The organism is Rothia sp. LK2588, assembly GCF_040946465.1.
In the GTDB taxonomy this organism is placed as follows: domain Bacteria; phylum Actinomycetota; class Actinomycetes; order Actinomycetales; family Micrococcaceae; genus Rothia.
This window is the reverse complement of sequence record NZ_JAYWLS010000002.1, coordinates 377,771-402,896: the sequence shown is the minus strand read 5'-3', so window position 1 is coordinate 402,896 and position 25,126 is coordinate 377,771. Positions and strand designations below refer to the sequence as shown.

Genomic DNA, 25,126 nt, shown 5'->3' with positions numbered 1-25,126 from the left:
TCCTGACTTGAGGTGTACACCTAAGCGTAACGGAAAAGACTTTAAATCTTGAGAGTTATACGGCGTGTATTAGGGTCAAAATGACAGTTTCGATGGCGGCGAACATGACTTGTTTTTTGCCCCCGGCGCGCTACCGCCGACAGGGCAAATTCACCGGGCGTTAGCCTGCGCTTCACGCACACGCCGGGTACTGTCTTAATGCGTAGCAGAGAGTAGAGGGATGATGAGCGTGATGAAACACCAGACAGTGCACCCACCAGTCGCCGGAGACTGGAAGAAAGAGGAGGGCGCACGCTACTTTGTGGCCATCGATATCGACGGCACCCTCGTCCACCACGACGGCACCCTCACCGACCGCGTCCACGACGCGGTGCGCAATGTGGTCGCCGCCGGTCACACCGTGGTGATCGCCACCGGACGTTCGCGGCAGGCGGCCCTGCCCATCGCCCAGCAACTGGGCATCGAGCACGGGTACATGGTCACCTCGAACGGCGCGGTGACCCTCGAGTTGGCGCCAAAGTTCGACAACGGCTACCGCGTGGTCGACACGGTCGAGTTCAATCCGCAACGCGCGATCGGTCTGTTGCAGGAGAAGATTCCCTACGCCCAGATGGCGCTGGAGACGCCCACCGGCGAGATTTACGCGACCGACGATTTCGAGGACGGCTCCTTCGGGGCCAAGACGATCCCGGTGACCAAGGAACAGTTGCGCGAGAAGACCTGCGCGACCCGCGTGGTGGTCTTCGCCGAAGAAGTGGAACCGGCGGAATTCAAGCGTGCGATCTACGCCGCCGGTCTGCACGGGGTCAATTACGCCGTGGGTTGGAGTGCGTGGCTCGACCTGGCCGCACACGGCGTCTCGAAGGCATCCGCCCTCGAGCTGATTCGTCGCCACCTGCGCATCGACCCCGCCCACACCGTGGCCATCGGCGACGGTCACAACGACAAAGAAATGTTGCACTGGTCTGCCCGCGGCGTGGCCATGGGGGAGGCGCCTGAGGAGTTGTTGGCTGTAGCTGACGAGGTCACGCTCAGCGTCTACGAAGACGGCCTGGCCGAAGTGCTGGACTCGCTCCTCTAGCCCCCGGTTGCGCGAGGCGTTCGTCGCCTGAGGTGTTGCACCGCGCGGGTGCGGGGAGGCGAAGAGGGGTTGCTATATCCCAGCCAAACCATAAGTAGGCTGATAACCTGGAGCAGTACCCCTAACAAATTCACCTGAGGACTCCACGGTGGGAACATACATTTCCGAACGCTGGGGCCAGATACTTTCGGCGAGCTGGCAACACTTCTCGCTCGTTGCCCAGTGTCTGATCCTGGCTACCATCCTTGCCATCGCGATCGCGGCCTGTTGCTACCGCAACAAGACCCTCTCGGCGGCAGCCAACGCAGTCTCCGCAGTGGGCCTGACCATTCCCGCTTTCGCTCTCATCGGTCTACTCATCGCCCCGCTGGGCTTCGGCGTGGCCCCGGCCGTCGTCGTCGTGACCTTCTACTGCCTGCTCCCCATCCTGCGCAACGCGCTCGTGGGGCTCAACGGTGTAGACCGCTCGCTCATCGAAGCCGCCCGCGGCATCGGCATGTCCCGTGCCAAGACCTTCTTCCGCGTCGAACTGCCCCTGGCCTGGCCGGTCATCCTCGCCGGGATGCGCGTCTCCGCCCAGATGACCATGGGCATCGCCGCTATCAGCGCCTACGTGCTCGGCCCCGGTCTGGGTAGCTACATCTTCTCCGGGCTCTCCCGCCTGGGTGGGGCCAACTCCTTCGAATCCGTGGCAATCGGCGTGATCGCCGTCGTCGTCATCGCTCTCATCCTCGACGGCCTGCTCGTGCTGCTGGGCCGTCTCACAACCTCGCGAGGTATCCGTGCCTAATACACAACAGACCCCCTCAGACGCCCACAACACCGAGATCACCGGGGCGACCATCCTGCTGGAGAATGTCACCAAGTCCTACGGTGGCAAAAAGGCCGCCGTCAATCAGCTCACCCTTGAAATCCCCGCCGGCAAGACCGTCATGTTCGTCGGCCCCTCCGGCTGCGGTAAGACCACCACGCTGAAGATGATCAACCGGCTCATCGAACCGACCTCGGGCCGCATCGTCATCAACGGCGAAGACGTCACCAAGATGAACGGCGACCAACTACGCCGCCGCATCGGTTACGTGATCCAGGCCGGCGGCCTGCTACCGCACCTGACCGTCGGGGCCAACGTGGGGCTGGTGCCCAAGATGCTCAAATGGGACAGGCACCGCATCGAAGCTCGCACCGACGAACTGCTCGACCTCGTCTCGCTCGACCCAGAGATCTACCGCGACCGCTACCCCAAGGAACTCTCCGGCGGTCAGCAGCAACGTGTGGGCGTGGCCCGCGCGCTCGCGGCCGACCCGCCCGTGCTGCTCATGGACGAGCCCTTCGGCGCGGTCGACCCGATCACCCGCCAGCGCCTGCAGGAAGAGCTCATCCACGTGCAGAACGAACTGCACAAAACCATCGTCTTCGTGACCCACGACTTCGACGAAGCCGTCAAACTCGGCGACTGGATCGTGATCTTCAACGAGGGCGGCAAGATCGAGCAGTACGGCACCCCCGAGCAGATCCTGACGAACCCGGCCAGCGAGTTCGTCGAAGACTTCATCGGCTCCGGCGCCGGCCTCAAGCAGCTGGGCCTGGCGCGTGTGCGTGACGTCGCCCTGAGCCACACTCCCACGGTCGAATTGGGACAGGACGCCCGCGACGCCTTCAACCGCCTCGGCGAGACCGGCGCACAGGTGGGTGTGGTGTTAGACAAGCAAGACCGCCCAGTCAGTTTCGTGTCCCGCCGTCAGCTCGAACGCATGACCGTGGTCAAGGCCCTAGGCGAACGCAACTTCCCCGTGGTGGGTGACTCCTCGACCCTCGACGACGCTCTGGACACGATGCTCGTCGCTGGCTCATCCTCGGCCGCCGTCACCGGCCCCCGTGGCCGCTACAAGGGCGTGATCACCGTGGAGACCGTCATCGAGGCCATCGAGGGGCTCTCCCAGGAGGTCCACGAGGTGGACGCACCGGTCGGGCACAACACCGGCCAGCTCCCTGTGGCCACCACCGATGAGGACGGCATCATCACTTACGAGATGAGCGAGCCCAACGCCTCTGCGGACTCTGGGAAATCTACCCCCTGGGAGAAAACCTCGAACGCGACCGGATCAGGAAGTGAACGAGCATGAGCGCAACCGTCAACGACACCCCCACCGCAGAGGCTCAAGAAACCACGGCGCGCAACTCAGCCCCCAGCGGGTGGAAAGCGCTGATCATCCAACCGGTCATCCTCGGGCTCATCCTGGCCGGGATGCTCTTCTGGCTGGGCAACGCGCAGCTGACCGAGGTGGAGAAGGTGACCCTTGCCCCGGCGTCCATCTGGAGCCTCACTCTCGAGCACCTGAAGCTGACCGCCATCTCGGCGGTGATCGTGCTGGCCCTGGCGATCCCGCTGGGCATCATCCTCACCCGTAAGCCCTTCCGCAAACTCACCGGGTTCTTCATGGGTCTGGCGAACGTGGGGCAGGCGGCACCTATGGTCGGCCTCATCGTGCTCTTCGCCTTCTGGCTGGGCTTCGGCACCAACGCCGCGCTGGTCACGCTGGTGGTCTACGCCTTTCTGCCGGTTCTCAAGAACACCATGGTCGGCCTGGACGCTGTGGACCACCGCCTCATCGAGGCCGCCCGCGGCATGGGCATGAGCGCAATGCAGGTGCTCTTCAAGGTGGAGCTCCCGCTGGCCGTGCCCGTCATGCTCGCCGGGATCCGCACCGCCCTGGTGCTGCTGGTGGGATCGGCGACGCTGGCCACCTTCATCAACGGCGGCGGTCTCGGCCTGCTCATCACCACCGGGGTGAACCTGGCTCAGAACCGCGTGCTGGTCTTCGGTTCGGTGCTGGTCGCGATCTTTGCGCTCGCGATCGACTGGCTCGCCCGCGTCGTGGAACACATCGCAACCCCGAAGGGACTGACCCGATGAATCTCAAGAGACGATCCCTTGGCACCCTGGCTGCCGTCGCCGTGCTGGGGCTCTCCGGTTGTGGACTGAAACCCTCCGCCACCGAGGTGCCCCAGGTAGAACCGGCGGCCATCTCTCACGTTCAAGGTTCCGACGGTCAGAAACTGACCGTGGGCGCCAAAAACTTCACCGAGCAGCTGATCCTCGGCAAGATCGGGGTGCTCACCGCCCAGGCCGCCGGCTTTGACGTGCAAGACATGACCAACATCCCCGGGTCGCAGCCGGCCCGCAAGGTCATGCTGAACGGGGAAGTAGACATGGAGTGGGAATACACCGGCACCGCCTGGCTGACCTACCTCAACAAACCCGAGAGTATCAACGACCCGCAACAGATGTGGGAGTCGGTGCGCAAGGCAGACGAACCCAATGGCCTGACGTGGGGCAAACCCTCACCGCTGAATAACACCTACAGCTTCGGCGTGCGTGAGGATTACGCGAAGAAGCACAACCTCAAGAACATTTCCGACATCGCCAAGGTGCCGCCGAAGGAGCGCACCCTGTGCATCGAGGCGGAGTTCAACTCGCGCCCCGACGGCCTCAACGGCATGTTGAAGAAGTACGGTCTAGAGCGTGGCTCCGCCAACGGCATTCCCGACGAGAACATCTCGATCATGGATACCGGCACGGTCTACACCGCCACCGCCGAGGGTGCCTGCAACTTCGGCGAGATCTTCACGACCGACGGCCGCATCAACTCGCTGAACCTCACGGTTCTCGAAGACGACCAGAAGTACTTCCCCGCCTACAGTGCCGCCCCGGTCTTTTCGACCGAAACGTTGAACAAGTACCCCGGCCTGGCCGCCGAGTACGACAAGGTGGCGCAACGGATGAATAACGATGTCTTGCGTGAGTTGAACTACAAGGTAGACGTTGAGGGGCAAGAACCCTCGAAGGTCGCCTACGAGTGGATGGTCTCAGAGGGTCTGATCAAGCCCCAGCAGTAATTCAACCAGCGCCGGAACCGCGGCCTCTTGCTCGTGGTAGCCGGCGCGCACCAGCGTCTTACTGACCGCCTGCGAGCTGATCTTCAGCGCTTGCGCCACCGCCTTCTGTTGCCCCCGCACGCCCGGGGTCAGCAGGTTAATGACGCGGTTCTCGGCCTCGGTGCGGTCGGCGGCCACCCGGTAGAGCAGTCGAGCCAGGCCGGTGGCGTGCTCGGAGAACACCCGATCCGCCCCCTGGACCACCACCCCGCGGGCGGGTGAGCCGGTCTGCGCCTGCTCGACGGCGATGCGTGAGTAGTCGAGGGCGTCCCCGGAGCAGTCGGTGGTCGCGATGGCACCCAGCGCGGCGGCGAAACGCGGTTTCTTCAGCCCACCCACGCCCAGGCCCACCCAGTACCCGTACTCGGACGCCGCCCAGAGCATGGCACGCACCGCGTCTTCGGCGGAGTAGAAAGCCCCCTGAAGCTCGTCGGGGTAGCTCTGTGCAAACGGGATCTCCGGTTCGAGGGTGTTCAGGCGCTCGCGGAACTCGTCGAGGGGCTGAGCGGTCTCGTTGCGGCAGATGAGGGTCAGAACGTACATGCCTTTAGTATGCCCCGAATCAACCGATAGCGGTTGACGGCGCGAGAGGATTTATTCCCAAAAACGCGGTTCGCAGTCCACCCCGGCGATGAAGAACTCCTCCTGTAAGAGTTGTTTGCACCGCAGGGGAAGCGCGATGGAGCTGTAACGCGCGGTCTCGTCGAAATAGGCGGTGGCCAGACCGAAGCCCTCACGGTAGCCTGCCAACTCGCGGCAGAGGTTCATCACGTGGTCGAGATCGTCTGCCGAGCCGAGCACCCAGAACGAGTCTGGGTCGGTCAGCTGAAACATCCCTACCGGTTGGCCTGACCCCTCGCGCCCGCGCAGACGAGTCCACCCGCCGAGCTCGCCGGGGCCGTCCGGCGGGGCGACCGGGTCGAACTCCCAGCTGCGGGCATGTTCGAGCCAGTCGGGGCGCTGGCCGAGAAACAGCGGGGCGTTGCCCACCGGCCACTCGGTAGACCGAAACACGCCGCGGTCGATGGCCTCCCAAAACTCCTCGGGGCCCAGGTCGGTGCCCACCGAGTTCAGCAGGTCGCCCGGGCCTGAATCGCCAAAACCCTCAACCCCGCTCTCTAGTAGCGCCGGGTATTCGTTGAGGGCGTCCACGAGATACTGCTGGTTCCAGAACGTGGGGCGAGGTTGTTCACCCGCCTCGCGGAGCAAATGCTCAATCTCCTGGAGAAAGCGCGGTTCACCCATGGCCACCGACTGCCCCTGAAAGTGGAAGATGTAGGGGGTTCGTGCCATATGCGTGGGATGCATGAATCTCGCCGATCCTTCGTTGGGTTGCAAAGACATCTCTTCTCTCACCTTACTTCGCCCCTTACTGTGCCGCGGCAGGGCCGGCCGAGGTGAAACCGGCCGCATCGGGGAGGGGTGCGGCCGCCCGTTTGAGCCGCACCACGCGTCCTAACTGCAGCAACGCCTCGGGGGTGCCGGGCAGAAAATGCGTCAGGTGCGTGGAGGCCACGATGACCGCGCACCACTTGCCACGCGAGAGCGCCACGTTGAGCCGGTTGGCGGAGAGCAGAAAGTCCGCCCCGCGCGCCGAGACCCCGGCGGAGGACACCGCCATCGACACCAACACCACCGGTGCCTGTTGCCCCTGGAACTTGTCGACCGTGCCCACTCGCACCGAGTCGTCCTCCTCGGCCAGCCGCTCGCAGATGAGGTCTACCTGGGCGTTATAGGCGGCCACGACCACGATGTCTGAGGGACGCAGCGGGCGCGGGGTGTCGGTTGCGGTGTTCTCGCACCACTGCATCCCGACGAAGCGTCGCGCCAGATCGACCACGACATCCGCCTCTTCGGGCGAGGCCGTCGTGTTGCCAGAATGCTCTACCTCGTGTAGGTAAACCCCCGGCTCCACTCCCGCCAGTTTGCGTCGGGAGCCGGCCTCCGCCGAGTTTAACTCGCCCGCGTAAGAGAGCTCGGAGACCGCGGCACACAGCTGAGGGTGCATGCGCCAGGATTGCGCCAAGAAGTACCCGAACTCGGCCGGCAGGGTATCTGCTCCGTTGGCGAGCCAACCCAGCGCCGATTCGTCCACCGGATAGTCGTGAGTGCCCTGGGTGACCTGCGGCAATTGCTGCGGATCGCCCAGCAACAGCATGTTGCGTGCCGCCCGGGCCACGGCCAGCGTGTTGGCCAGCGAGTACTGCCCGGCCTCATCGATCACCAGCAGGTCCAGCGACTGCGCGGGGAACTTCTTCTCGCTCGCAAAATCCCAGGCCGTTCCACCGATCAACACGCCGGGGGCGTCCACGAGCATCTCGGCCAGTTCGGCCTCAGAAACTTCCGACCACTCGAAGTTCTCACTGCGCGACTTGCCCTTGAACTTCACCACCCGCTCGGCGGAGATCTTCTTGAGATCTAACACCCCCGAGAGCACGTTTTCGACCACCGCGTGCGACTGCGCGACCACGCCGATCTTCCACCCGTCCAGCAACAAACGCGAGATCACGTTGGCGCCGACGAAGGTCTTGCCCGTGCCGGGAGGGCCCTGCACCGCAACGTAGGAGCCGTCGAGCTCGTGCACCGCTCGATGGAGCGCCTCGAGGGTGGCGAGGCTACCGTGGGCTGCCTCGTCTGGGGTGGGCAACGGTTGGCCGCCCACCAAGCGCGGGGGCACGCGCCGCAAGAGGTCCAGCCCCGCCGAGGCGGGGAAATCCGGTAGGCTCTCGGCGAGCTCGCCGGCCAGCTCAGCCAGGGCGGTCTCCTGCGCCTTGGTCGGGATGGGCGTGCCGGGAGAGAGCGCCATCGGTAGCTCATCGAAGGGCTCGGCGCCGCGCGGCAGGGACTCACGGATGCGCAGGGTCACCGCGTTATCGCCGTGCAGCTCTACCGACTCAACGGTTCCTTTGAACCACCCGTGGCGCACCGAGTCGAACTCCCGTTCGGCGATGCGGGCCTTGGCCAGCGAGTGCGCAAAATCGGCGGCGATAAAGGGCGGAAAAGGTGCGCGGTACATGAGAAAGACGCCCTGCTCGCCACCCTTCAGAGCTGAGCCTTCACCCAGTTGCGCGCGGACTCCCAACAGGCGGGTGGGTTGAGCGCGGGGTCGATCGGGGTCTTTGCCCCACTCTTCTTCTACGGCTACGCGTTCAAAGACCGCCACGTCTCGGGTCTGTTCCCACTCATCGATGTCGCTGGAGAGGCGCTGAAAGTGCTCGGTCCAGAACTGGGTGCGCTCGCGGCGATAATAACCGGTCGCCTCGGCGACCATTGCCACTGCCAGCTGATCCGCGGTGAAGTCTTGCGGCGTTACCCCCGCCAGGTGCTCCCAGAGGCGTTGCTCGGCCGAGGTTTCTTCCTCGGCCTTGCCCGCGGCGTCGAGGAGTTCTTGCACGGTATCGGTTACCGCCGCCGATTCGCGGTACCCGTAGCGGTCCAGGAGCGCGGCGTCGTCGGGGAACTGAGCCGCGACGTCCTCGGCGCTCGCCCAACCCAGTTGCACCTGGGCACGGCTGACGTACTTCTGCACCGCCGCCGGGAGGTTCTCACTCGCCGAACCGAGCGCTGCCAGTTCTTCGATGGTCTGCACCCGGTAACGGGTCGCGAGCTCATTGCGGGTGCGCATGTTCAACCCCTCGACGAGCAACATGTCTCGGTGGGCACGCACCTGTTCGCGGCAGGGGCCGCAGTGACCGCAGCGGGTCAGGTGGGCGTCGTGCAACCAGTCGATCTCGGGCGGGCCGCCCGTGAGGTACGAACGCAATAGCGCGGCGGCCTGCTCGCGGTGTTCGTCCAGCACGTCGAAGAAGGGGGTGGCGTCGTGCCGGGTGAGTTCACCGTCGGCGGTGGCAAGCTCCACCTCGTGATGCACAGGTACGGACGCCGCCTGGCACCTCTGTACCGCGAAGGCCAGACCCAGCAGGGCGGGTACCGCCTCGCGGGTTTCGGCGACAGTGTCTCGGAGGCGGTAGGCGCCGTCCTCCCACCGGGCCTGCGCGCAGGAGGTGGCGAACCCCGCCTCAAGCGGTGTTTCTGCGGCATGGTAGAAGCTCGGGCGTGTGATCAGCCTGGCCCGTTCCCGTACCTGTTCAACCGTCTCATCGGCGGCCTGCAGAAACGTGGATCGCACCGCCTCAGGGGTCGTCGCGGCGGCTCGCAGCACGAACGCGTACTGGCACCGGGACGCCGCGAGCAGGTCGGCGGGGGTGAGATCGGGCAGAGAGGTGATAGACATTACGGTGGCTTCTTTCGGCTCGGATAGGTTCACCGTAGCAACGGGGTATGACATTTTAGGCGTGTTTGCGTGGGTGGAGGAAGAAATTCGAACACCGTGACTTTGCTTTCGAAAAACTTAATCCGAGCCACCAGTGGTACGAACCAATTTCTGGGGTTTTTATCGCGATTGGTCTGCCGGTGTGGAGAAATCTATTCGAACGTCCAGATGTCTAGACAGGTTGAATCGGTGCAAAGATCCGGTAAGTAGGGGCTCTTTGGGGGGCTTCGATGCGCCTAAATTTCGGCATTAAAAATGATTAAGATTCGATATACCGTTGATTCTGAAAGTAACGATTCTATAAAGTTGTTTCGGCAGCACACTCTCGATACCACCCCGGCGAGCGTCCAGCGCACGTCAGATAACTTCCTGGAGTCACCCTCACATGAACTTCTCTCACACTGCCCCGGGCGCCCTGACTCTCAACCGTCGTCAGCTCGCCACTGCAACCCTTGCAGGTGCCGGCCTCGGCGCCGCCGCCCTGGCCACCGCTCCGGCCGCTCACGCCGCAGCGGGCGACCTCACCTCCGTGTCGACCAGCCGCTACCTCACCGATGCTCAAGAGCTGCTGGACCTCATCAATAACTTCCGCGGTTACTACGGCAAAGCGCCGGTGCGTCACTCGGCCACCGTCGCCAACGTCATGACTGGCGAGGCCGAGCGCCAATTCGTGCAGGGCTACGTCTCCCACAGCACCGAATTCCTCACTAACCCCGACGTGCAGGGTTACTCTTTCAGCCGTGAGGTCATCGCGCTGAGCTACAACAACGACCTCAACGAGCTACTGGGATTCTGGAAGAGCTCCCCGGCGCACCGCGACGCCGTGCTCGCCTCCCAGGCCAACACCATGGGCATCGGCCTGGCCTACGGCAACGGCTCCACGCTTCCGTGGCGCGTGGTGGGCAACGTGGGAATCTACAACTACTCCGGTTCTAACGGCCCCGGTGACATTCAGTCCACCGTGAGCGGATCCTCACTGTCGGTGCAGTCCTCCGGCAACTACTCCATCGGCGGTGCTATCGGCAGCAAGTACTTTGCCGACGGTGGCGAGGCAACCTACGGCAAGCCGGTCATGAACGAGTACAAGGGCCTCTCGTACGGTGGTGCCTACCAGATCTTCTCCACCGGATCTCGCTCTTACAAGTTTTTGTGGACTCTCGGCACCGGCGCTCACCCCGTCTTCGAACAGGGTGCCATCGGTCAGCTCTGGTCGAGCCGGGGCTTTGAAAACGGCCTGGGATACCCCGTCACCGATGAGACCTCCGGCATCACCGGTGGTGGTGCCTACCAGCTCTTCCGCAAGGGAAGCTTCTACTCCAAGGTGCTGTGGCACCCCGTCTACGGTGCCCACGTGGTCAAAGAATCCGGTGCCATCGGTCACCAGTGGAAGATGGCTGGCTTCGAACGCGGCTACGGCTACCCCGTGACTGACGAGTACAACGTCGGTTCCGAGGTGCACCAGCGCTTCTCCAACGGCGTGACCGTCGCCTGGAGCTCCACCAACTACTCGGTACGGACCTTCAACTCCTAGTCCGGTCGTTCCCCGGACGAGCGTGTAGCGCCCCCGCCCCGCGTCCTAGCGCCCCCAAGCCCCAGAGGTCTAGACCCGCCGGGCGAGGGGGCGTTTTTGCGACCGCGAAAGTCCCCAGCCGGGAAGTTTACGACCGCGAAAGTACCTTAATGACCAGCAGCGTACGGTCGCGAGGGGAAAACGCGGTCGTAAGCGCAGAAGCAAACGCCGAGCCCTCGTGTCCAGCCCCGGTGCCTCCACGTCCGAGCCTCGCCCGCTCATCCCGCCCCGCCGCTACCGACGGCCCGCTCATCCCGCCCCGCCGCTACCGACGGCCCGTGATCACCGCGGCCGCCTCGTCGAGGGCGTCCTTGGCGGCGGCAGGGTCGGTCACGTCATTGGTGATCAACGAGTAGATATAGGTGCGCCCGGAGGCGTCGGTCGTGTAACCGGTCAGTGAGATCACCGAGTTCAGGGTGCCGGTCTTACCCCGGGCGAAACCGCGTGCGGACGCCTCCACCGGGCCGTCGAAGCGCGAGTCGAGGGTGCCCGACCCACCGGCCACCGGCAACCCTGCCAGCGCCGCGCTGAGACCGTGTTCCCCGTTGACCATGGCGCGCGTGACCTGCGCCAGCGTCGTATTGGTCACTCGGTTGGCCGGCGAGAGACCGCAGAGGTCGCTGATCTTCAACCCGTCGGTCGAGATGCCATCGGCCTGAAGCGTCTCCAGTACGGTCTGCCGGGCCCCCTCGATCGAGCCGGGTTTGCCCGCGGCCACCGCCGCGTTGCGGGCCAGCGTCTCGGCAAGCATGTTGTCTGACTCCTGCATCATGTGCGCGGCCTGCTGCGCGACCGTCGCCGAGCGAACCTGCGCCACCGGTTGCGCGCCGTCCTCCGCCTGCGCAGTGCCGCCAGCCTTCACCGAGATGCCGGCGCTCGCTCCGAGCTCGTTGATGCTCTCGACCAGCGCCGTGTGCACCTGCCCGGCGGGGTCTTTCGGACGCTGGTCCCCGGCGCTACCGCCGGCGGCGGGGGAGAAGTGGGAGTAGAACGCGATCGGGGCGACGGTGTTGACGAATTGCGCTTGCACGTCGGCCGGGTCCCAGGCGGGGTTGAGTCCCGGGCCCGAGAAGCGCGAGGCGTCCAGGTTCAGGGTGTAGGCGCCCGGTCCCTGTTTCTTCAGCTCGTCCACGGTGCGCTGGGCCAGCGTCCGCAGACCGGCATGACCGACCACCGCCGACTCGTCGGATTCCCCGGTGCCCAGCAGGGTGTCTCCGCCGGCCACCAGCGTGAGGGTTTTACCCGAGGCCACGACCTCGGTGGTGAAGCGCGACTGCGGGTTGACGGTGCGCAGTAGCGTGTAGTCGGTCAAGAGCTTGAAATTGGACGCCGGTACCCGCGGTCGCTCGGCGCCGGAAGCGAAAACCGTCTCACCCGAGGCGGCGTCTACGACTAGGCCGGTCATGTTCCCGGTGGTGAAACCGCCCACGATGCCCTTCAGCGATTTCTGCATGGCCGCCGTATCAGCCGGCCCCGACGGCACCAGGGTCGGCACCGGTTCGGCGCTGGGGACCGGGGATGAGGCCTGCGACCCCTCTCGGAGCTGCTGGGCGTGCTGAACCTGCGGGATTGCCCACGCACCGGTGGCCACGCATCCGGCCACCAGTACCGCCGGCAAGATCCACTGTTTACGTGAACCGCGGGCGGCCGAACCGCGCGAGCCTGAACCACGCGACCCCGAGTCACCAGAAGCGGCGCCGCGCGAGGTCGAGGCGCGCTGCGAGGGACGCGACGGGGCAGGACGCTGGGACGAACTCACGGGGACCTCCACGGAAGACAAGACGCGGGCGAGAGGAGGAGAACCGGCGCTCACCTGCAATTCTCCTCCCAACTACGATAGCTGAGTTAGACTAAAGAGCGACTGTTACAGGCGCGCCCCGGCGGCGCGCACCGACAAACCGAAGAGGAGTCCACGCATGGAACTCGATGTCACCATTGAAATTAACCGCGGCTCGCGCGTGAAGTACGAGATTGACCACGAGACCGGACGCCTGCGTCTGGACCGCGTGCTGTTCACCTCGATGCAGTACCCCACCGCCTACGGTTACTTCGAAGACACCCTCGGCGAAGACGGTGACCCGCTGGACGCTATGGTGCTCATCAACGACGAGCTCGTTCCCGGCGTGCTCGTGGAGTCCCGCCCCATCGCCGTGTTCAACATGACCGACGAGGCCGGCGGCGACGCCAAGGTGCTGTGCGTGCCCTCCGACAAGCGCTACAACGACATCAAGGAACTGGAAGACATCCAGGATCACGTCAAGGCAGAGATCGCTCACTTCTTCGAGCGCTACAAGGACCTCGAGCCCGGTAAGTGGGTCAAGGCTGAGGGCTGGGAAGGCCGCGAAACCGCTGAGCGCCTGGTGCGCGAAGCCCAGGAGCGCTTCGAGAAGTCGCACTACGAGTCGGCAGCCGAGGCTGAGGCAGACGACACCAAGTAATGCGTTGGTAGTGCTGTAGCGACAGCGCCCAACACGAGAGGCCGGCAGGAAACTGCCGGCCTCTTTTCTGTTTAGACTGGTAACGATGACGTTCGAACACAGCCCCGAAAAAATCACCTCGAGCAACGTGCTGAACTGGCCCAGCGCCGCCAAGGTGGCGGCCTCCCTGGCGCCGGCAGGCCCCAAGCTCTCTCCGGCGAAGATGCGCGCCGCCGTGGAATCCATGCGGTACGCGGCCACCGCCTCGGTAGATCATGTCTACAACATCACCGGTTTGGAGGCCGCCCACAACCTGCGCGACTCCGAGGTGCTCGTGGTCGACCGCGCCACCTGGGCCAAAGCCAACACCCAGTCGTTCTCGGTCATGCTCGACCCGCTGGGCGAATCGGTGCTGAGCAAGAAGATGCAGCGGCTGACCGAGTCGCAGCGCGCGGTGGCGACCACCGTGGGGTCGGCGGAGTTGGGCGGCGTGCTCGCGTTCCTTTCCACCCGCGTCCTGGGTCAGTACGACCCCTATGCGGCGCTGGCCGGTCACGGTGCGCCGGGCGGTCGATTGATGATCGTCGCGCCCAACCTGCTGACCCTCGAAAAAGAACTCAACGTTGATCCCGAGGACTTCCGCCTCTGGGTGTGCCTGCACGAGCAGACCCACCGCGTGCAGTTCGCCGCCGCCCCCTGGTTGCGCGACTACATGCTGGATCTGATGCAGCAGTTGACCAAGAACCTCGGTGCCAGCACCGACGACCTGCTCGGCCGCGCGCTGAAGGCCGCCGTGGTGACCCGCAATGCCACCGGATCCGAGCACGAGTCCCGCAGCGAGGACGTCGTGGCCACCACCAACATCGTGCTCGGGGAGATGGCCTCGCAGACGTTGAGCCAGGTCACCGCCGTGATGTCCCTGCTCGAGGGCCACGCCAACGTGGTGATGGATTCGGTGGATTCCTCCATCATCCCTAGCGTGCGCACCATCCGCCAGCGCTTCAACCGTCGTAGCGAAACCCAGTCGTTCCTGGTCAAGTTCGTCTCGTACCTGCTGGGTATGAAGCGCAAGATGAAGCAGTACCAAGACGGGCAGAAGTTCGTGCAGTTCGTGGTAGACAACGAAGGCATGGATCGTTTCAACCTGATCTGGCAGGGCCCCGAAAACCTGCCGACCGAGCAAGAGATCCATGACCCGCAGGCGTGGATCAACCGCGTGCTCTACGAAGACGAACACCTCGACGACGACCCGGAGTTCCTGGACTAGTGCAACGCTCGCGCACGGGGCGGTTATACCCCGATGTCGGGTTCGCCCGCAACGAGTTCGCCCGCGCCCTCAACACCGCTCTGGGTCCCGGAACGGTCTCCGCGTCGGGACGCACCCCGCGGCGACCCACCGAACCTCCGCTGGTGCTCCTCGGCTGCTCCGGCGGCCCCGACTCGCTGGCCCTGGCCGCCGTCGCCGCCCACTTCGTCCGCCGCGGGGAGCTGCGCGTGGGGGCGGTGATCGTCGACCACCAGATGCAACCCGGCTCGGCGCAGGTCGCCGAGACCGCCGCTGCCACCTGCCGCGAGCTGGGCCTGACCCCGGTGACCGTGGCGACCGTGACGGTCGATACCCGCCGCGACGGCCCCGAGATGGCCGCCCGCACCGCCCGCTACGAGGCCTTCGAACAGGCGGTCGAGGCCACCGGGGCGCAGGCTATCCTCTTGGCACACACCCTCGACGACCAGGCGGAGACGGTGTTGCTGGGATTAGCACGCGGTTCGGGCACGCGCTCGCTGGCGGGCATGCCCACCGTGCGAAAGACCGACGCCTTCACCGTGATCCGCCCGCTGCTGAACCTTCGCCGCAACCAGATTGAGGCCATCTGCGCGGTGGAAGAACTGCGCCCCTGGCACGACCCGACCAATGCAGACACCACCCTCGCCCGCGCCCGGGTGCGCCACGAGGTATTGCCCTTCCTGGAGGAACAACTCGGCGGGGACGTCGCCACCGCCCTGGCCCGCACTGCCGCCATCCTCGGCCCCGACGCCCGCTATCTGGATGAACAGGCGCGCGCGATCTTCGACTCGGGCGAGCTGACCGCCGAGGTGCCGGGATTGCAACCGCCCGAGGACGTCCGGGGGCAGGCCGCGTACTACGGCCGCGCCGCGCTCGCCGCGCTACCCGACGCCCTGCGTCTGCGAGTGCTGGCCCTGGCGGTGACCGCCGCCGGGGGAGAGACCCCGGGGTTCGAGCGATTGCGTGCGCTCGACGAGTTTGTGGCCGATCACGCGAAGGGTGGGCCGCTGCAACTGGCCGGGCATGTGAGCGCCTGGCGGGTGCGTCCTGCGGGTGCTTTTCGGGCAACCGGGGTGTTAATTATTGGTCGAACCCGCTGAAAACCCCCTAGAATGAACATGAAAACGGCGCGCCGGGCAACCGCCTGAGCGTGGTTAGGCCAATCGTTGGAGGAACATACCGTGGACGCAAACGACGTCAAGGACGATATCAAGCACGTGCTCTTCACCAAAGAAGAGATCGACGCCAAGATCAAAGAACTCGCCGAGCAGGTCGACCGTGACTACAAAGACAAGGACGTTCTGCTGGTGGGTGTTCTCAAGGGCGCGATCATGGTGGTCGCCGACCTTTCCCGCGCGCTGAAGACTCACTACACCATGGACTGGATGGCGGTTTCCTCCTACGGTTCGGGCACCAAGTCCTCCGGCGTGGTGCGCATCCTCAAAGATCTCGACACCGACCTGACCGGCCGTGACGTGCTGATCGTCGAGGACATCGTCGACTCGGGTCTGACCCTGGCCTGGTTGCAGCAGAACCTGCGCACCCGCGGCGCCAACTCGGTCGAGATCTGTGCCCTGTTGCGTAAGCCGAAGTCTGTGAAGACCGACATCGAGTGCAAGTACGTCGGTTGGGACATCGAGCCTGAGTTCGTGGTCGGTTACGGCCTGGACTTCGCCGAGCGTTACCGCAACCTCGACTGCATCGCCACCCTGGCGCCCCACGTCTACTCCTAATCTTTCGTCTTTATCGACGCGACGCGGCCTCGCCTGCTCGACCAGCCGGCGGGGCCGCACTATTTTTAGCCTTCAGGTGAACGGCGGTCTGTTATCTGTAAGTCATCAGAATTTTTCAGTACATTAGAAGGCAGTTTAATGGGCGCACTCTCAGCACGGTGCGCGGATGCTCGGCGGGCCCCCGGCCCGGTTGTGGAGGACTCTTAATTGGCGCAAAATACCAACAAAAACCCCGACGGTCAGAGTAAGGGCTTCTTCTCTAAGCTCATTTCTGGCCCGTGGTTCTTTGCGGTGATCCTGGTGATCATCGTGGTCGCGATGTCGATGGGCAGCCTGTTCAGCGGCACCAACCGCGTGGATACCAACGTGGGTCTGCAGCTGCTGAATGACCACAAGGTCACCAGCGCGAAGATCTACGATGGCGACCAAAAGGTTGACCTCGAGCTCAAAGACGACTACACCACCCCCGACGGCAAGAACCTCGGCAAAGACCTGACGTTCTATTACTCTCAGCCGCGCGCCAACGACGTCGTCAAGACCATGGACAACGCCGAGCTGGAGAGCTTCACCGACCAGCCCGTGGTCAACAACTGGTTCCTGTCCATGCTGGGCTTCATCGGCCCCATGCTGGTCTTCGTGCTGATCTTCTGGTTCCTGATGTCGCGCATGGGCGGCGGTGGATCGCAGATCATGAATTTCTCGAAGTCCAAGGCGAAGAAGTTCAACAAAGATAACCCCGAGGTTCGTTTCGCCGACGTGGCCGGTGTGGACGAAGCGCTGGCCGAGCTCGAGGAAGTTCGCGAGTTCTTGGCCGAGCCCGAGAAGTTCACCCGACTGGGTGCGAAGATCCCTAAGGGCGTGCTGCTCTACGGTCCTCCCGGTACCGGTAAGACCCTGCTCGCCAAGGCCGTGGCAGGTGAGGCGGGAGTTCCCTTCTACTCGATCTCCGGTTCCGACTTCGTCGAGATGTTCGTGGGCGTGGGTGCCTCCCGCGTGCGCGACCTGTTCAAGGAAGCCAAGTCGAACAAGTCGGCGATCGTCTTCGTGGACGAGATCGACGCCGTCGGCCGCCAGCGCGGCGTCGGCATGGGTGGCGGCAACGACGAGCGCGAACAGACCCTGAATCAGTTGCTGGTGGAGATGGACGGCTTCGACGGCACCTCCAACGTCATCGTGATCGCCGCGACCAACCGCCCCGACGTGCTGGACCCGGCGCTGTTGCGCCCCGGACGCTTCGACCGTCAGGTGGGTGTGGATGCCCCCGACCTCAAGGGCCGCCAGCGCATCCTCGAAGTGCACGCCGCCGGCAAGCCCATCGACCGACGGGTGGAGCTGTCTAGCGTGGCCAAGCGCACCCCCGGCTTCACCGGTGCAGACCTAGCCAACGTGATGAACGAGGCCGCCCTGTTGACCGCCCGCGACGGCGGCAACGTGATCGACGAGCGCGCCATCGACGAGGCGATCGACCGCGTGATGGCCGGCCCGCAGCGCTCCTCGCGCATCATGAACGAGCACGAGCGTAAGGTCACCGCCTACCACGAGGGCGGTCACGCCCTGGTCGCCGCGGCCCTGCGCAACTCGGCCCCGGTCACCAAGATCACCATCCTGCCCCGTGGCCGCGCCCTGGGTTACACCATGGTGATGCCGGTGGACGACAAGTACTCCACCACCCGCCACGAGCTACTGGACCAGATGGCCTACGCGATGGGTGGCCGCGCCGCTGAAGAGCTGATCTTCCACGATCCCTCGACCGGTGCGTCCAACGATATTCAGAAGGCTACCGATACCGCCCGCAAGATGGTCACCGAATACGGCATGAGCTCTAAGGTGGGTTCGGTGCGCCTGGCCGCTCAGGAATCCGACCCGTTCCTCGGTGGTGGTTCCGGTAACGGCAACAACTACTCGGATGAGCTGGCCTACACCGTGGATCAAGAGGTTGCCGCTCTGCTCGAGCAGGCCCACGACGAGGCCTATGAGATTCTGCGCGACAACCGCGAGGTTCTCGATACCCTCGCCTTCGCGTTGCTCGAGAAGGAGACCCTGCTCGAGAACGAGCTGAAGGAGATCTTCTCGAAGGTCGTCAAGCGGGACGAGCGCGCCTACTGGTACTCCAAGACCAACCGCGAGCCCTCCAGCATTCCGCCGGTCAAGGCCCCGTCGGAGCTTGAGGCTTCGCGCGGCGGTTCGGTGGCCGCGGACGACCGCGCCGACTCGAACCGCGACGGTGAGCACGACGGCGAAGACGATCCGATCGTGCAACAACCCGTGATCGAACCGGAGACCGGAACTCCCGAGAAGCCCGCTACCGATGTGAACCCCAGCCCCGGTCTGGGTCCGAACGCCGGCGGCAACGGCCCCGGCCCGGATATCCAGAACCCCTGGGGCGGTGGCCGCTAGTGGCTGTGGATCAGCCGCGCATCGCGGCGGCAGTGCGGGAAATCCTGTTGGCGATCGGGGAGAACCCCGACCGAGACGGCCTGAGGGAAACCCCGGCACGGGTGGCACGCGCCTACGAGGAGATGTTTGCGGGGCTCACCCAAGACCCCGAAGATCTCTTGGCGACTAGCTTCGATATCGGTCACCGCGAGCTGGTGTTGGTCAAAGACATTCAGTTCTATTCGACCTGTGAACACCACTTGGTGCCCTTCTACGGTCTGGCGCACATCGGTTACATTCCGGGGGATTCCGGCAAGGTGACCGGCCTATCAAAGCTGGCCCGCGTGGTGGATCTCTACGCCAAGCGGCCGCAGGTGCAGGAGCGCATGACCACCCAGATTGTGGAGGCTCTCGAAGAGCATCTGCAGCCCGCGGGTGCGATCGTGGTGGTCGAGGGGGAGCACATGTGCATGTCGATGCGCGGTGTGCGCAAGCCCGGCACCAAGACCGTCACCTCGGCGGTGCGCGGTCAGCTTCGAGCGGAGGCCACCCGTTCGGAGGCCATGAGTCTGATTATGAGCAAGCACTAGAGGCCGTACGCTCACTTCGTCGATGCCCGCCAGGCGCTCTGAGGAGCCCTGGCGGGTTTCTTTGTACCCCGAAATAATTGCGATAGATTTTTGTGTTCTTATTCGGATTGAGGTACTTTAACTTAGGCATGCCTAACCCATAGTTAAATCACACCTTAATAAAGGGTCTTATCGTGAACCTGAGAAGAACCGTCGGCGCCCTCGGCGCCACCGCCCTCCTGACCGTGCTCACCGCCTGTGGCGCGTCCTCAACAAACTCCGCCCCCGCGTCCGCCGGGGATTCTGCACTGACCGTCACCGATGTGGCCGGCCGTACCGTGACCTTCGACCACAAGCCCGAGCGCGTGGTGCTCGGTGAAGGACGCGGCGTGTTCGTCACCGCGATCCTCAACCACGACAACCCCTTCGAGCACGTGGTGGCCATGGGCAGCGACCTGAAGACCGCCGCCCCTTCGTACTACGAGAAGATCAAGAAGGAAAACCCCGACTTCACCTCGATCCCCACCATCGGAGCCATCGCCAAGGGTGACGTCAGCGTGGAGAACCTCGTCTCGTACAACCCCGACGTGGTCATCTTGACCAAGGACCACTACGACGCCGCCCAGGGCACCGGCATGATCGACAAGATGGATCAGGCGGGCCTGAAGTACGTGGTGACCGACTTCCGCCAGCACCCGCTGGAGAACACCACGAAGTCGGTGGAGCTCTACGGCAAGATCTTCGACAAGAACGACGAAGCGAAGAAGTTCAACGACAACTGGCATGAGGTGGTCGACGGCGTGCGCGAAAAGACCGCCAATGTCACCGAGAAACCCAAGACCTTCTTCTGGCGTGCCGGCGGGTTTGCCGAATGCTGCGCGACGAACAACAAGTCCAACATGGGCGAGTTCATCGACGCCGCCGGTGGTGAAAACATCGGCGACCACCTGATCGACGGCGAATCCGGTTCGATCACCCCCGAGAAGCTCATCGAACAGAATCCGCAGGTCATCATCGCCTCCGGTGGCTCGTGGAGTTCCGACAACGACAAGCAACAGGCCGTACCGCACGCCGCGCTGGGGTACTCCACCGAGCAGGCACACGCCCGCGAAACCCTCAACGGCCTGGTCAAGACCCCCGGTTTCGATCAGCTCAGCGCCCCGAAGAACGACAAGCTCTACGGCGTGTGGCACCAGTACTACGACTCTCCCTTCAACTACCTGGCCATCCAGCAATTCGCCCAGTGGCTACACCCCGAGCTCTTCCCGCAGACCGATATGGACGCCGAGCTGAAGAAGGCACACGAGCAATTCATGCCCTTCGACGTCAGCGGCACCTTCTTCGTCTCTCAGGCCGAGAAGCAGAAGTAGCGACCGTCCATGAACCATGAGCAGACAGTAGACCGCCTGGTCGCCGACCATCACCGCACCGTGCGTCGTCGGTGGGCTGCGATCGCCGCACTCGGCGTGCTGGCCGCGGTGGCGTTCATTGTGAGCACGGTGGTCGGGCCCGTCGATCTGCGCGCCGCGGACGTCCTACACGGCTTGGTCGACCCCGGTTCGCTGACCGAGACGCAGGCGACCGTGCTGTGGCGACTCCGTCTGCCCATGTCGGTCATGGCGGTGTTGATCGGGTTGGCGCTCTCGGCGGCGGGCGCGCAGATGCAGACCATCCTGAACAACCCGCTGGCCGAACCCTTTACCCTGGGCATCTCGGCGGCAGCGGCCCTCGGTGGTGCCTCCGCCATTGTGTTGGGCTGGGTGCTGGTGCCGGTGCCGCAGCTGAACCTGGCCGTCATTGCCTGGGCCAGCGCCATCGCCGCGACCGCGGTGATCGTGGCGTTTTCGATCTGGCGCGGGGCGACCTCCGAGACCATGATCCTGCTGGGTATCGGCCTGGTGTTCCTCTTTCAAGCCGTCTTGGCGCTACTGCAGTACCGCGCCTCCACCGAGGCACTACAGCAGATTGTGTTCTGGACGATGGGTTCACTGACCCGCGCCACCTGGCTGGGCAATGGCGTCTTGGCGGTGGTGCTGGCGGTGACCTTGCCGATCATGGCGGTGCTCTCGTGGCAGCTGACCGCGCTGCGCCTCGGCGACGATCGGGCCCGCGCGATGGGCGTGAACGTGAGCCGCTTGCGCATCATCATGCTCGTGGTGGTCTCGGTGCTCGCCGCCACCGCCGTGGCCTTCGCCGGCGTGATCGGTTTTATCGGGTTGGTGGGCCCCCACATCGCCCGCATGCTCGTCGGTGAAGACCAGCGCTACTTCCTCCCGGCGTCCATGGCGGCCGGAGCCGGGATCCTCTGCGCCGCCCACGCGCTGAGCCTGGTGATCGTGCCCGGCATCGCGATCCCCATCGGCATCATCACCGCGTTGGTGGGCGTGCCGTTCTTCTTCCTGATCATCCTCACCAGAAAGCGCACCCAATGGTAGATGTCGCCCTCACCTTCGAGAACCTCGCGTGCGGGTATGGCAAGCGCCCGGTATTCACCGACTTCAGCGCCGGCACGCTGACCGGCGGCACGGTGGTGGGGCTGTTGGGCCCCAATGCCTGCGGAAAGTCCACCCTCATCAAGACCCTGGCCGGGGTGCTCAAGCCGATGGGCGGAGCAGCCCGGTTGACCGTGAGTGGGCAACCCGTCACCGACCCTCGAGAACGATACCGACGCATCGGTTACGTTCCCCAAGACCTGCCCAGCTCGGCCGCGCTGACGGCGTACGAGACCGTGCTCATCTCGGCCACTCGAAGCGCGGGCCACAGCTCGGCGCGACGCGATGCCGCGTCGGTGATGTGCGAGCTGGGCCTCGACCACCTCCAGGGGCGATACCTCAACGAGCTCTCGGGTGGGCAACGCCAGATGATCGCCTTTGCGCAGATGCTCGTTGCCACCCCCGAGGTCATGTTGCTGGACGAACCCACCAGCGCCCTGGATCTGAATAAACAGCTCTTTCTGCTCGGCCAATTGCGCTGCCGCGTGGAGCACTCGGGGGCGCTGGCCGTGGTGGCGATCCACGACATTAACCTGGCGGCCCGCTACTGTGACGAGTTACTGGTGATGTCTCACGGGCGGCTGATGGGCCAGGGCAAACCCGCGGAGCTGCTGACCCCTGAATTGTTGCAGGAGGTCTTCGGGGTGCAAGCGGAGATCCTCGATCACGAGGGTGTGCCGGTGATCTGTGCTACCGCCTAGCCTGCTCAGCCGGGTGTGCGAGAATGAGTCACGACCCCCGCCGAAAGGAATCTTCGTGAGCATCTTGCAGACTGTGTCGAGCGACCGCACCCTGGTGATGGGCATTCTTAACGTCACCCCCGATTCGTTTTCGGACGGCGGTGAGCACGCCACCGTCGAGACTGCCGTGGCGCACGCACAGAAGATGCTCGCCGACGGCGCAGACATCATCGACGTGGGCGGCGAATCCACCCGCCCCGGCGCCACCCGCGTCTCGGTGGCGGAGGAACAGCGCCGCATCTTGCCGGTGATCGAGCGCCTGGCGCAGCAGGGCGTGGTCATGAGCGTGGATACCCTCAACGCCGAGACCGCCCGCGCTGCGATCGCCGCCGGTGCGCACATCATCAACGACGTCTCGGGCATGAATCTCACCGACGACATGATCGCAGCCGCCGCCGAGTTGGACGTCCCCTACATCCTCATGCACGCCCGCGGGAATTCTCAGACGATGGACGCCGCGGCCACCTACGCGAACACCGTCGACGAAGTGATCGCCGAGCTGAAATTCCTCATCGAACGTCTCAAGCGCGGGGGAGTGCGCGAGGAGAACATCATTCTCGACCCGGGCCTGGGGTTCGCCAAGACCGGTGCCCAAGACTGGGAGCTGATCGCCGGGTTGGACCGCCTGCAAGCACTCGGGTACCCGGTGCTCGTGGCCGGTTCGCGCAAGCGCTTCGTGGCCAACCTCCTGCGCAATGAAGACCGCCGGCGGAGCGAGACCGAGCCCGAGCTGCGGGATGCCGCCGGGCGCGACGCCGCCACCGCCGCTATCTCTACCATCTCGGCACTCGGCGGGGCCTGGGCCGTGCGCGTGCACGACGTGGCCTCGACCGCAGACTCCATCGCCGTGGCGTCCGCGGTGAAAACTGCCGGAGCTCGCTAACCCAACAGTGGCGTAATAATGTGTCGGGCAACGCATTGCAAGCGACTTATTGGCGTCACGAATGTGATTTCCGCCGCTTAAATCTGAGTGTGCGCCGTGAAGTTGTCTGAAAAACCCTGTAGATTTCGCGCCCTGCGCCGGTCCCGAGGTGAGCCCGCGGCCCATGCCCTCCATGCCGGCGGAAAACCACCGGCCCGCAACTGTGGTAAATAAGAGTCACACCGTCCCTAACACATACGGACGAAAGGACCATCGTGGCTTTGGCTTCACCGCAGCGCCGTCAAGACGCGACCGCAGATCGTTTCGCCCGCGCCGACCGCATCACCCTCACCGGCGTCGGTAGCGTGGGGTACCACGGCGTGCTCGAGAGCGAAAAGCAGACCGGTCAACCGTTCATCGTCGACGCCACGCTGTACCTCGATCTGAGCAAGGCCGCCGCCACCGACGACGTGGCCCAGACCGTCAACTACGCCGAGGTCGCCGAGACGATCCGAGAGGTCATCACCGGAGACTCCCTCGACCTCATCGAGACGCTGGCCGAAAATCTTGCCGCCACGATGCTTGACCGTTACCCGCTCGATGCCGTCGAGCTGACCCTGCACAAGCCGAAGGCTCCCATTCCGGTGGCCTTCGCAGATGTATCGGTCACTATCTTTCGGGAGGCACAATGACAGTTTCAGCAATCCTGGCGCTGGGTTCGAACCTCGGCGCTCGCGAAGAGACCCTGTTGCGGGCTATTGGCGATCTTGCCCATCACCCCAAGATCCGCGTGCTGAAAACCTCCCCGATGGCCATCACCGAGGCGGTGGGTGGCCCCGAGAATCAGCCCAACTTCATCAACCTGGTCGTGCAGATCGAAACCGAACTGGGTCCCTTCGACCTGTTGCGTTACTGCCAACAGGTGGAGTTGAAGCACCATCGCACCCGCGAGGTGCACTGGGGCCCGCGCACTCTGGACATCGACATCATCGCCTACGGTGACCTCGAGATGGACGAACCCGACCTCTCCCTGCCACACCCCATGGCGGCGCAGCGCGCCTTCGTGCTGGCACCCTGGGCGAAGATGGACCCGCAGGCCACCCTTGAAGATGAACTGGTGAGTGTGCTCGCCCAAGAAGCCAACGATGTCGACGGCATTCTGGAGTACCGACCCGCACCGGTGGTGTGTGCATGACCTCCCTGAAGGTCCGCGCGTTAGTGTTCATCGCGGTGCTCGCCTTTGCGGTGGCCTACGTGTTGCATCTGGTGGTCGCGGGCCTGGGCGGGCCCGAGTTGCAGCTACCGGCGTCCTTCCTCGTGATCAGCGTGCTGGTAAGCGCGATCGCGCTGTGGCGCGGTGTGCAGGTGCGCGCCTTCCGCGACATCGAACGCCGACAGCAGGCCCCCGAAATGAACCCGCTCATGGCGGCGCGCACGGCAATATTCGCCCAGGCTTGCGCCTACACCGGCGCGGTAGTTTTCGGCTGGCACGTGGCCATGCTGTTGCATCAACTGGGCCTTTTCGCGGTGCGGGCGGCATGGTACCCGGTCATCGAGGCCGGTCTGGATATTTTGGCCGGGCTGATCATGGTGATCGTCGGGCTGGTGGTTGAGAACATGTGCAAGATCCCGCCCTCTGATTCGGACGCCGACTCCGGCAACTCCCGCGAGGCGGCTCCCCGCGACAACCGCGGATACGCCCGCCACCAGGACTAACGTTCCCCTCGGTTGGCGACAGCTGTCGATATCCGCCTTCAGGACGATGCTTTTCTCAGGCCCGGGTTGGGACAAT

Annotated in this window: 23 protein-coding genes; 19 read left to right on the top strand and 4 right to left on the bottom strand. The window is 64.4% G+C overall.

All coding sequences use genetic code 11. The features are described from left to right. The first annotated feature begins 232 nt into the window (after positions 1–232). The 5 genes from VVR12_RS06210 (at position 233) to VVR12_RS06190 (ending at position 4,978) form a co-directional block, all read left to right on the top strand. The gene (locus VVR12_RS06210; protein ID WP_368550295.1) at positions 233–1,081 is read left to right on the top strand and encodes an HAD family hydrolase; all 849 of its coding nucleotides are present in this window, start codon (positions 233–235) and stop codon (positions 1,079–1,081) included. A gap of 148 nt (positions 1,082–1,229) precedes the next feature. Further along, positions 1,230–1,871, top strand: coding sequence for an ABC transporter permease (locus VVR12_RS06205; protein ID WP_368550294.1), 642 nt, complete (start codon positions 1,230–1,232; stop codon positions 1,869–1,871). Continuing rightward, the gene (locus VVR12_RS06200) at positions 1,864–3,204 is read left to right on the top strand and encodes a betaine/proline/choline family ABC transporter ATP-binding protein (RefSeq protein WP_368550293.1); all 1,341 of its coding nucleotides are present in this window, start codon (positions 1,864–1,866) and stop codon (positions 3,202–3,204) included. Before VVR12_RS06205 ends, VVR12_RS06200 begins: the two co-directional genes overlap by 8 nt. Next, positions 3,201–3,995: an ABC transporter permease gene (locus VVR12_RS06195; protein WP_409349887.1), complete on the top strand. Its 795-nt coding sequence runs from the start codon at positions 3,201–3,203 to the stop codon at positions 3,993–3,995. The genes VVR12_RS06200 and VVR12_RS06195 overlap by 4 nt, the downstream gene beginning before the upstream one ends. Then, a complete protein-coding gene (locus tag VVR12_RS06190; RefSeq protein ID WP_368550292.1) occupies positions 3,992–4,978 on the top strand; it encodes a glycine betaine ABC transporter substrate-binding protein in 987 nt (328 codons plus the stop codon). Before VVR12_RS06195 ends, VVR12_RS06190 begins: the two co-directional genes overlap by 4 nt. Here the strand turns inward: VVR12_RS06190 and VVR12_RS06185 are convergent. The 3 genes from VVR12_RS06185 to VVR12_RS06175 all read right to left on the bottom strand — a co-directional run bounded on the left by VVR12_RS06185 (position 4,949) and on the right by VVR12_RS06175 (position 9,251). After that, positions 4,949–5,560: a recombinase RecJ gene (locus tag VVR12_RS06185; protein ID WP_368550291.1), complete on the bottom strand. Its 612-nt coding sequence runs from the start codon at positions 5,558–5,560 to the stop codon at positions 4,949–4,951. The genes VVR12_RS06190 and VVR12_RS06185 overlap by 30 nt on opposite strands. A gap of 51 nt (positions 5,561–5,611) precedes the next feature. After that, positions 5,612–6,325, bottom strand: coding sequence for a hypothetical protein (locus VVR12_RS06180; protein ID WP_368550290.1), 714 nt, complete (start codon positions 6,323–6,325; stop codon positions 5,612–5,614). Positions 6,326–6,386: 61 nt separating this feature from the next. Then, the gene (locus tag VVR12_RS06175) at positions 6,387–9,251 is read right to left on the bottom strand and encodes a DEAD/DEAH box helicase (protein WP_368550289.1); all 2,865 of its coding nucleotides are present in this window, start codon (positions 9,249–9,251) and stop codon (positions 6,387–6,389) included. Between the two features lie 424 nt (positions 9,252–9,675). Here VVR12_RS06175 and VVR12_RS06170 point away from each other — a divergent pair, with 424 nt between their 5' ends. Further along, positions 9,676–10,821, top strand: a complete 1,146-nt coding sequence (locus tag VVR12_RS06170; protein ID WP_368550288.1) for a CAP domain-containing protein — start codon at positions 9,676–9,678, stop codon at positions 10,819–10,821. Between the two features lie 304 nt (positions 10,822–11,125). Here VVR12_RS06170 and dacB read toward each other — a convergent pair whose 3' ends face one another. Further along, positions 11,126–12,619 carry a D-alanyl-D-alanine carboxypeptidase/D-alanyl-D-alanine-endopeptidase gene (gene dacB / locus VVR12_RS06165; RefSeq protein WP_368550287.1) on the bottom strand — a complete coding sequence of 498 codons (1,494 nt, stop codon included), beginning with the start codon at positions 12,617–12,619 and terminating at the stop codon, positions 11,126–11,128. Positions 12,620–12,776: 157 nt separating this feature from the next. On the opposite strand from dacB, the gene VVR12_RS06160 reads away from it, so the two are divergent. From VVR12_RS06160 to VVR12_RS06100, 13 genes are all read left to right on the top strand, one after another. Further along, positions 12,777–13,298 carry an inorganic diphosphatase gene (locus VVR12_RS06160; RefSeq protein WP_368550286.1) on the top strand — a complete coding sequence of 174 codons (522 nt, stop codon included), beginning with the start codon at positions 12,777–12,779 and terminating at the stop codon, positions 13,296–13,298. Between the two features lie 85 nt (positions 13,299–13,383). Next, positions 13,384–14,544: a zinc-dependent metalloprotease gene (locus VVR12_RS06155; protein WP_368550285.1), complete on the top strand. Its 1,161-nt coding sequence runs from the start codon at positions 13,384–13,386 to the stop codon at positions 14,542–14,544. Next, positions 14,544–15,662 (top strand): tRNA lysidine(34) synthetase TilS, encoded by a 1,119-nt coding sequence (gene tilS, locus VVR12_RS06150; protein WP_368550284.1) that lies wholly within the window; start codon positions 14,544–14,546, stop codon positions 15,660–15,662. The genes VVR12_RS06155 and tilS overlap by 1 nt, the downstream gene beginning before the upstream one ends. An 81-nt stretch (positions 15,663–15,743) precedes the next feature. Then, positions 15,744–16,295 carry a hypoxanthine phosphoribosyltransferase gene (gene hpt, locus VVR12_RS06145; protein WP_368550283.1) on the top strand — a complete coding sequence of 184 codons (552 nt, stop codon included), beginning with the start codon at positions 15,744–15,746 and terminating at the stop codon, positions 16,293–16,295. A 207-nt stretch (positions 16,296–16,502) separates the two neighbouring features. Further along, positions 16,503–18,692 carry an ATP-dependent zinc metalloprotease FtsH gene (ftsH, locus tag VVR12_RS06140; RefSeq protein WP_368550282.1) on the top strand — a complete coding sequence of 730 codons (2,190 nt, stop codon included), beginning with the start codon at positions 16,503–16,505 and terminating at the stop codon, positions 18,690–18,692. Then, positions 18,692–19,261, top strand: coding sequence for a GTP cyclohydrolase I FolE (gene folE / locus VVR12_RS06135; RefSeq protein ID WP_368550281.1), 570 nt, complete (start codon positions 18,692–18,694; stop codon positions 19,259–19,261). The genes ftsH and folE overlap by 1 nt, the downstream gene beginning before the upstream one ends. Before the next feature lie 173 nt (positions 19,262–19,434). Continuing rightward, on the top strand, positions 19,435–20,610 hold the full coding sequence (locus tag VVR12_RS06130) for an ABC transporter substrate-binding protein (RefSeq protein WP_368550280.1): 1,176 nt from the start codon (positions 19,435–19,437) through the stop codon (positions 20,608–20,610). Between the two features lie 9 nt (positions 20,611–20,619). Next, complete coding sequence (locus VVR12_RS06125) at positions 20,620–21,675, top strand: FecCD family ABC transporter permease (RefSeq protein ID WP_368550279.1); 1,056 nt, start codon at positions 20,620–20,622, stop codon at positions 21,673–21,675. Continuing rightward, a complete protein-coding gene (locus VVR12_RS06120; protein ID WP_368550278.1) occupies positions 21,669–22,433 on the top strand; it encodes an ABC transporter ATP-binding protein in 765 nt (254 codons plus the stop codon). The genes VVR12_RS06125 and VVR12_RS06120 overlap by 7 nt, the downstream gene beginning before the upstream one ends. Before the next feature lie 55 nt (positions 22,434–22,488). Continuing rightward, the gene (gene folP, locus VVR12_RS06115) at positions 22,489–23,355 is read left to right on the top strand and encodes a dihydropteroate synthase (RefSeq protein ID WP_368550277.1); all 867 of its coding nucleotides are present in this window, start codon (positions 22,489–22,491) and stop codon (positions 23,353–23,355) included. 254 nt (positions 23,356–23,609) lie between these two features. Then, entirely contained in the window at positions 23,610–24,026 is a 417-nt protein-coding gene (folB, locus tag VVR12_RS06110) for a dihydroneopterin aldolase (protein WP_368550276.1), read from the top strand. Then, the gene (folK, locus tag VVR12_RS06105; protein WP_368550275.1) at positions 24,023–24,529 is read left to right on the top strand and encodes a 2-amino-4-hydroxy-6-hydroxymethyldihydropteridine diphosphokinase; all 507 of its coding nucleotides are present in this window, start codon (positions 24,023–24,025) and stop codon (positions 24,527–24,529) included. The genes folB and folK overlap by 4 nt, the downstream gene beginning before the upstream one ends. Continuing rightward, on the top strand, positions 24,526–25,050 hold the full coding sequence (locus VVR12_RS06100) for a DUF3180 domain-containing protein (protein ID WP_368550274.1): 525 nt from the start codon (positions 24,526–24,528) through the stop codon (positions 25,048–25,050). The genes folK and VVR12_RS06100 overlap by 4 nt, the downstream gene beginning before the upstream one ends. Positions 25,051–25,126: the final 76 nt, after the last annotated feature.

Bases quoted from the DNA above. Each gene is read 5' to 3' on its own strand.
- VVR12_RS06210 (WP_368550295.1), top strand. From the start codon at position 233: ATGAAACACCAGACAGTGCACCCACCAGTCGCCGGAGACTGGAAGAAA.
- VVR12_RS06195 (WP_409349887.1), top strand. From the start codon at position 3,201: ATGAGCGCAACCGTCAACGACACCCCCACCGCAGAGGCTCAAGAAACC.
- VVR12_RS06190 (WP_368550292.1), top strand. From the start codon at position 3,992: ATGAATCTCAAGAGACGATCCCTTGGCACCCTGGCTGCCGTCGCCGTG.
- VVR12_RS06185 (WP_368550291.1), bottom strand. From the start codon at position 5,560: ATGTACGTTCTGACCCTCATCTGCCGCAACGAGACCGCTCAGCCCCTC.
- VVR12_RS06180 (WP_368550290.1), bottom strand. From the start codon at position 6,325: ATGCATCCCACGCATATGGCACGAACCCCCTACATCTTCCACTTTCAG.
- VVR12_RS06175 (WP_368550289.1), bottom strand. From the start codon at position 9,251: ATGTCTATCACCTCTCTGCCCGATCTCACCCCCGCCGACCTGCTCGCG.
- VVR12_RS06170 (WP_368550288.1), top strand. From the start codon at position 9,676: ATGAACTTCTCTCACACTGCCCCGGGCGCCCTGACTCTCAACCGTCGT.
- VVR12_RS06160 (WP_368550286.1), top strand. From the start codon at position 12,777: ATGGAACTCGATGTCACCATTGAAATTAACCGCGGCTCGCGCGTGAAG.
- VVR12_RS06155 (WP_368550285.1), top strand. From the start codon at position 13,384: ATGACGTTCGAACACAGCCCCGAAAAAATCACCTCGAGCAACGTGCTG.
- VVR12_RS06125 (WP_368550279.1), top strand. From the start codon at position 20,620: ATGAACCATGAGCAGACAGTAGACCGCCTGGTCGCCGACCATCACCGC.
- VVR12_RS06120 (WP_368550278.1), top strand. From the start codon at position 21,669: ATGGTAGATGTCGCCCTCACCTTCGAGAACCTCGCGTGCGGGTATGGC.
- folK (WP_368550275.1), top strand. From the start codon at position 24,023: ATGACAGTTTCAGCAATCCTGGCGCTGGGTTCGAACCTCGGCGCTCGC.
- VVR12_RS06100 (WP_368550274.1), top strand. From the start codon at position 24,526: ATGACCTCCCTGAAGGTCCGCGCGTTAGTGTTCATCGCGGTGCTCGCC.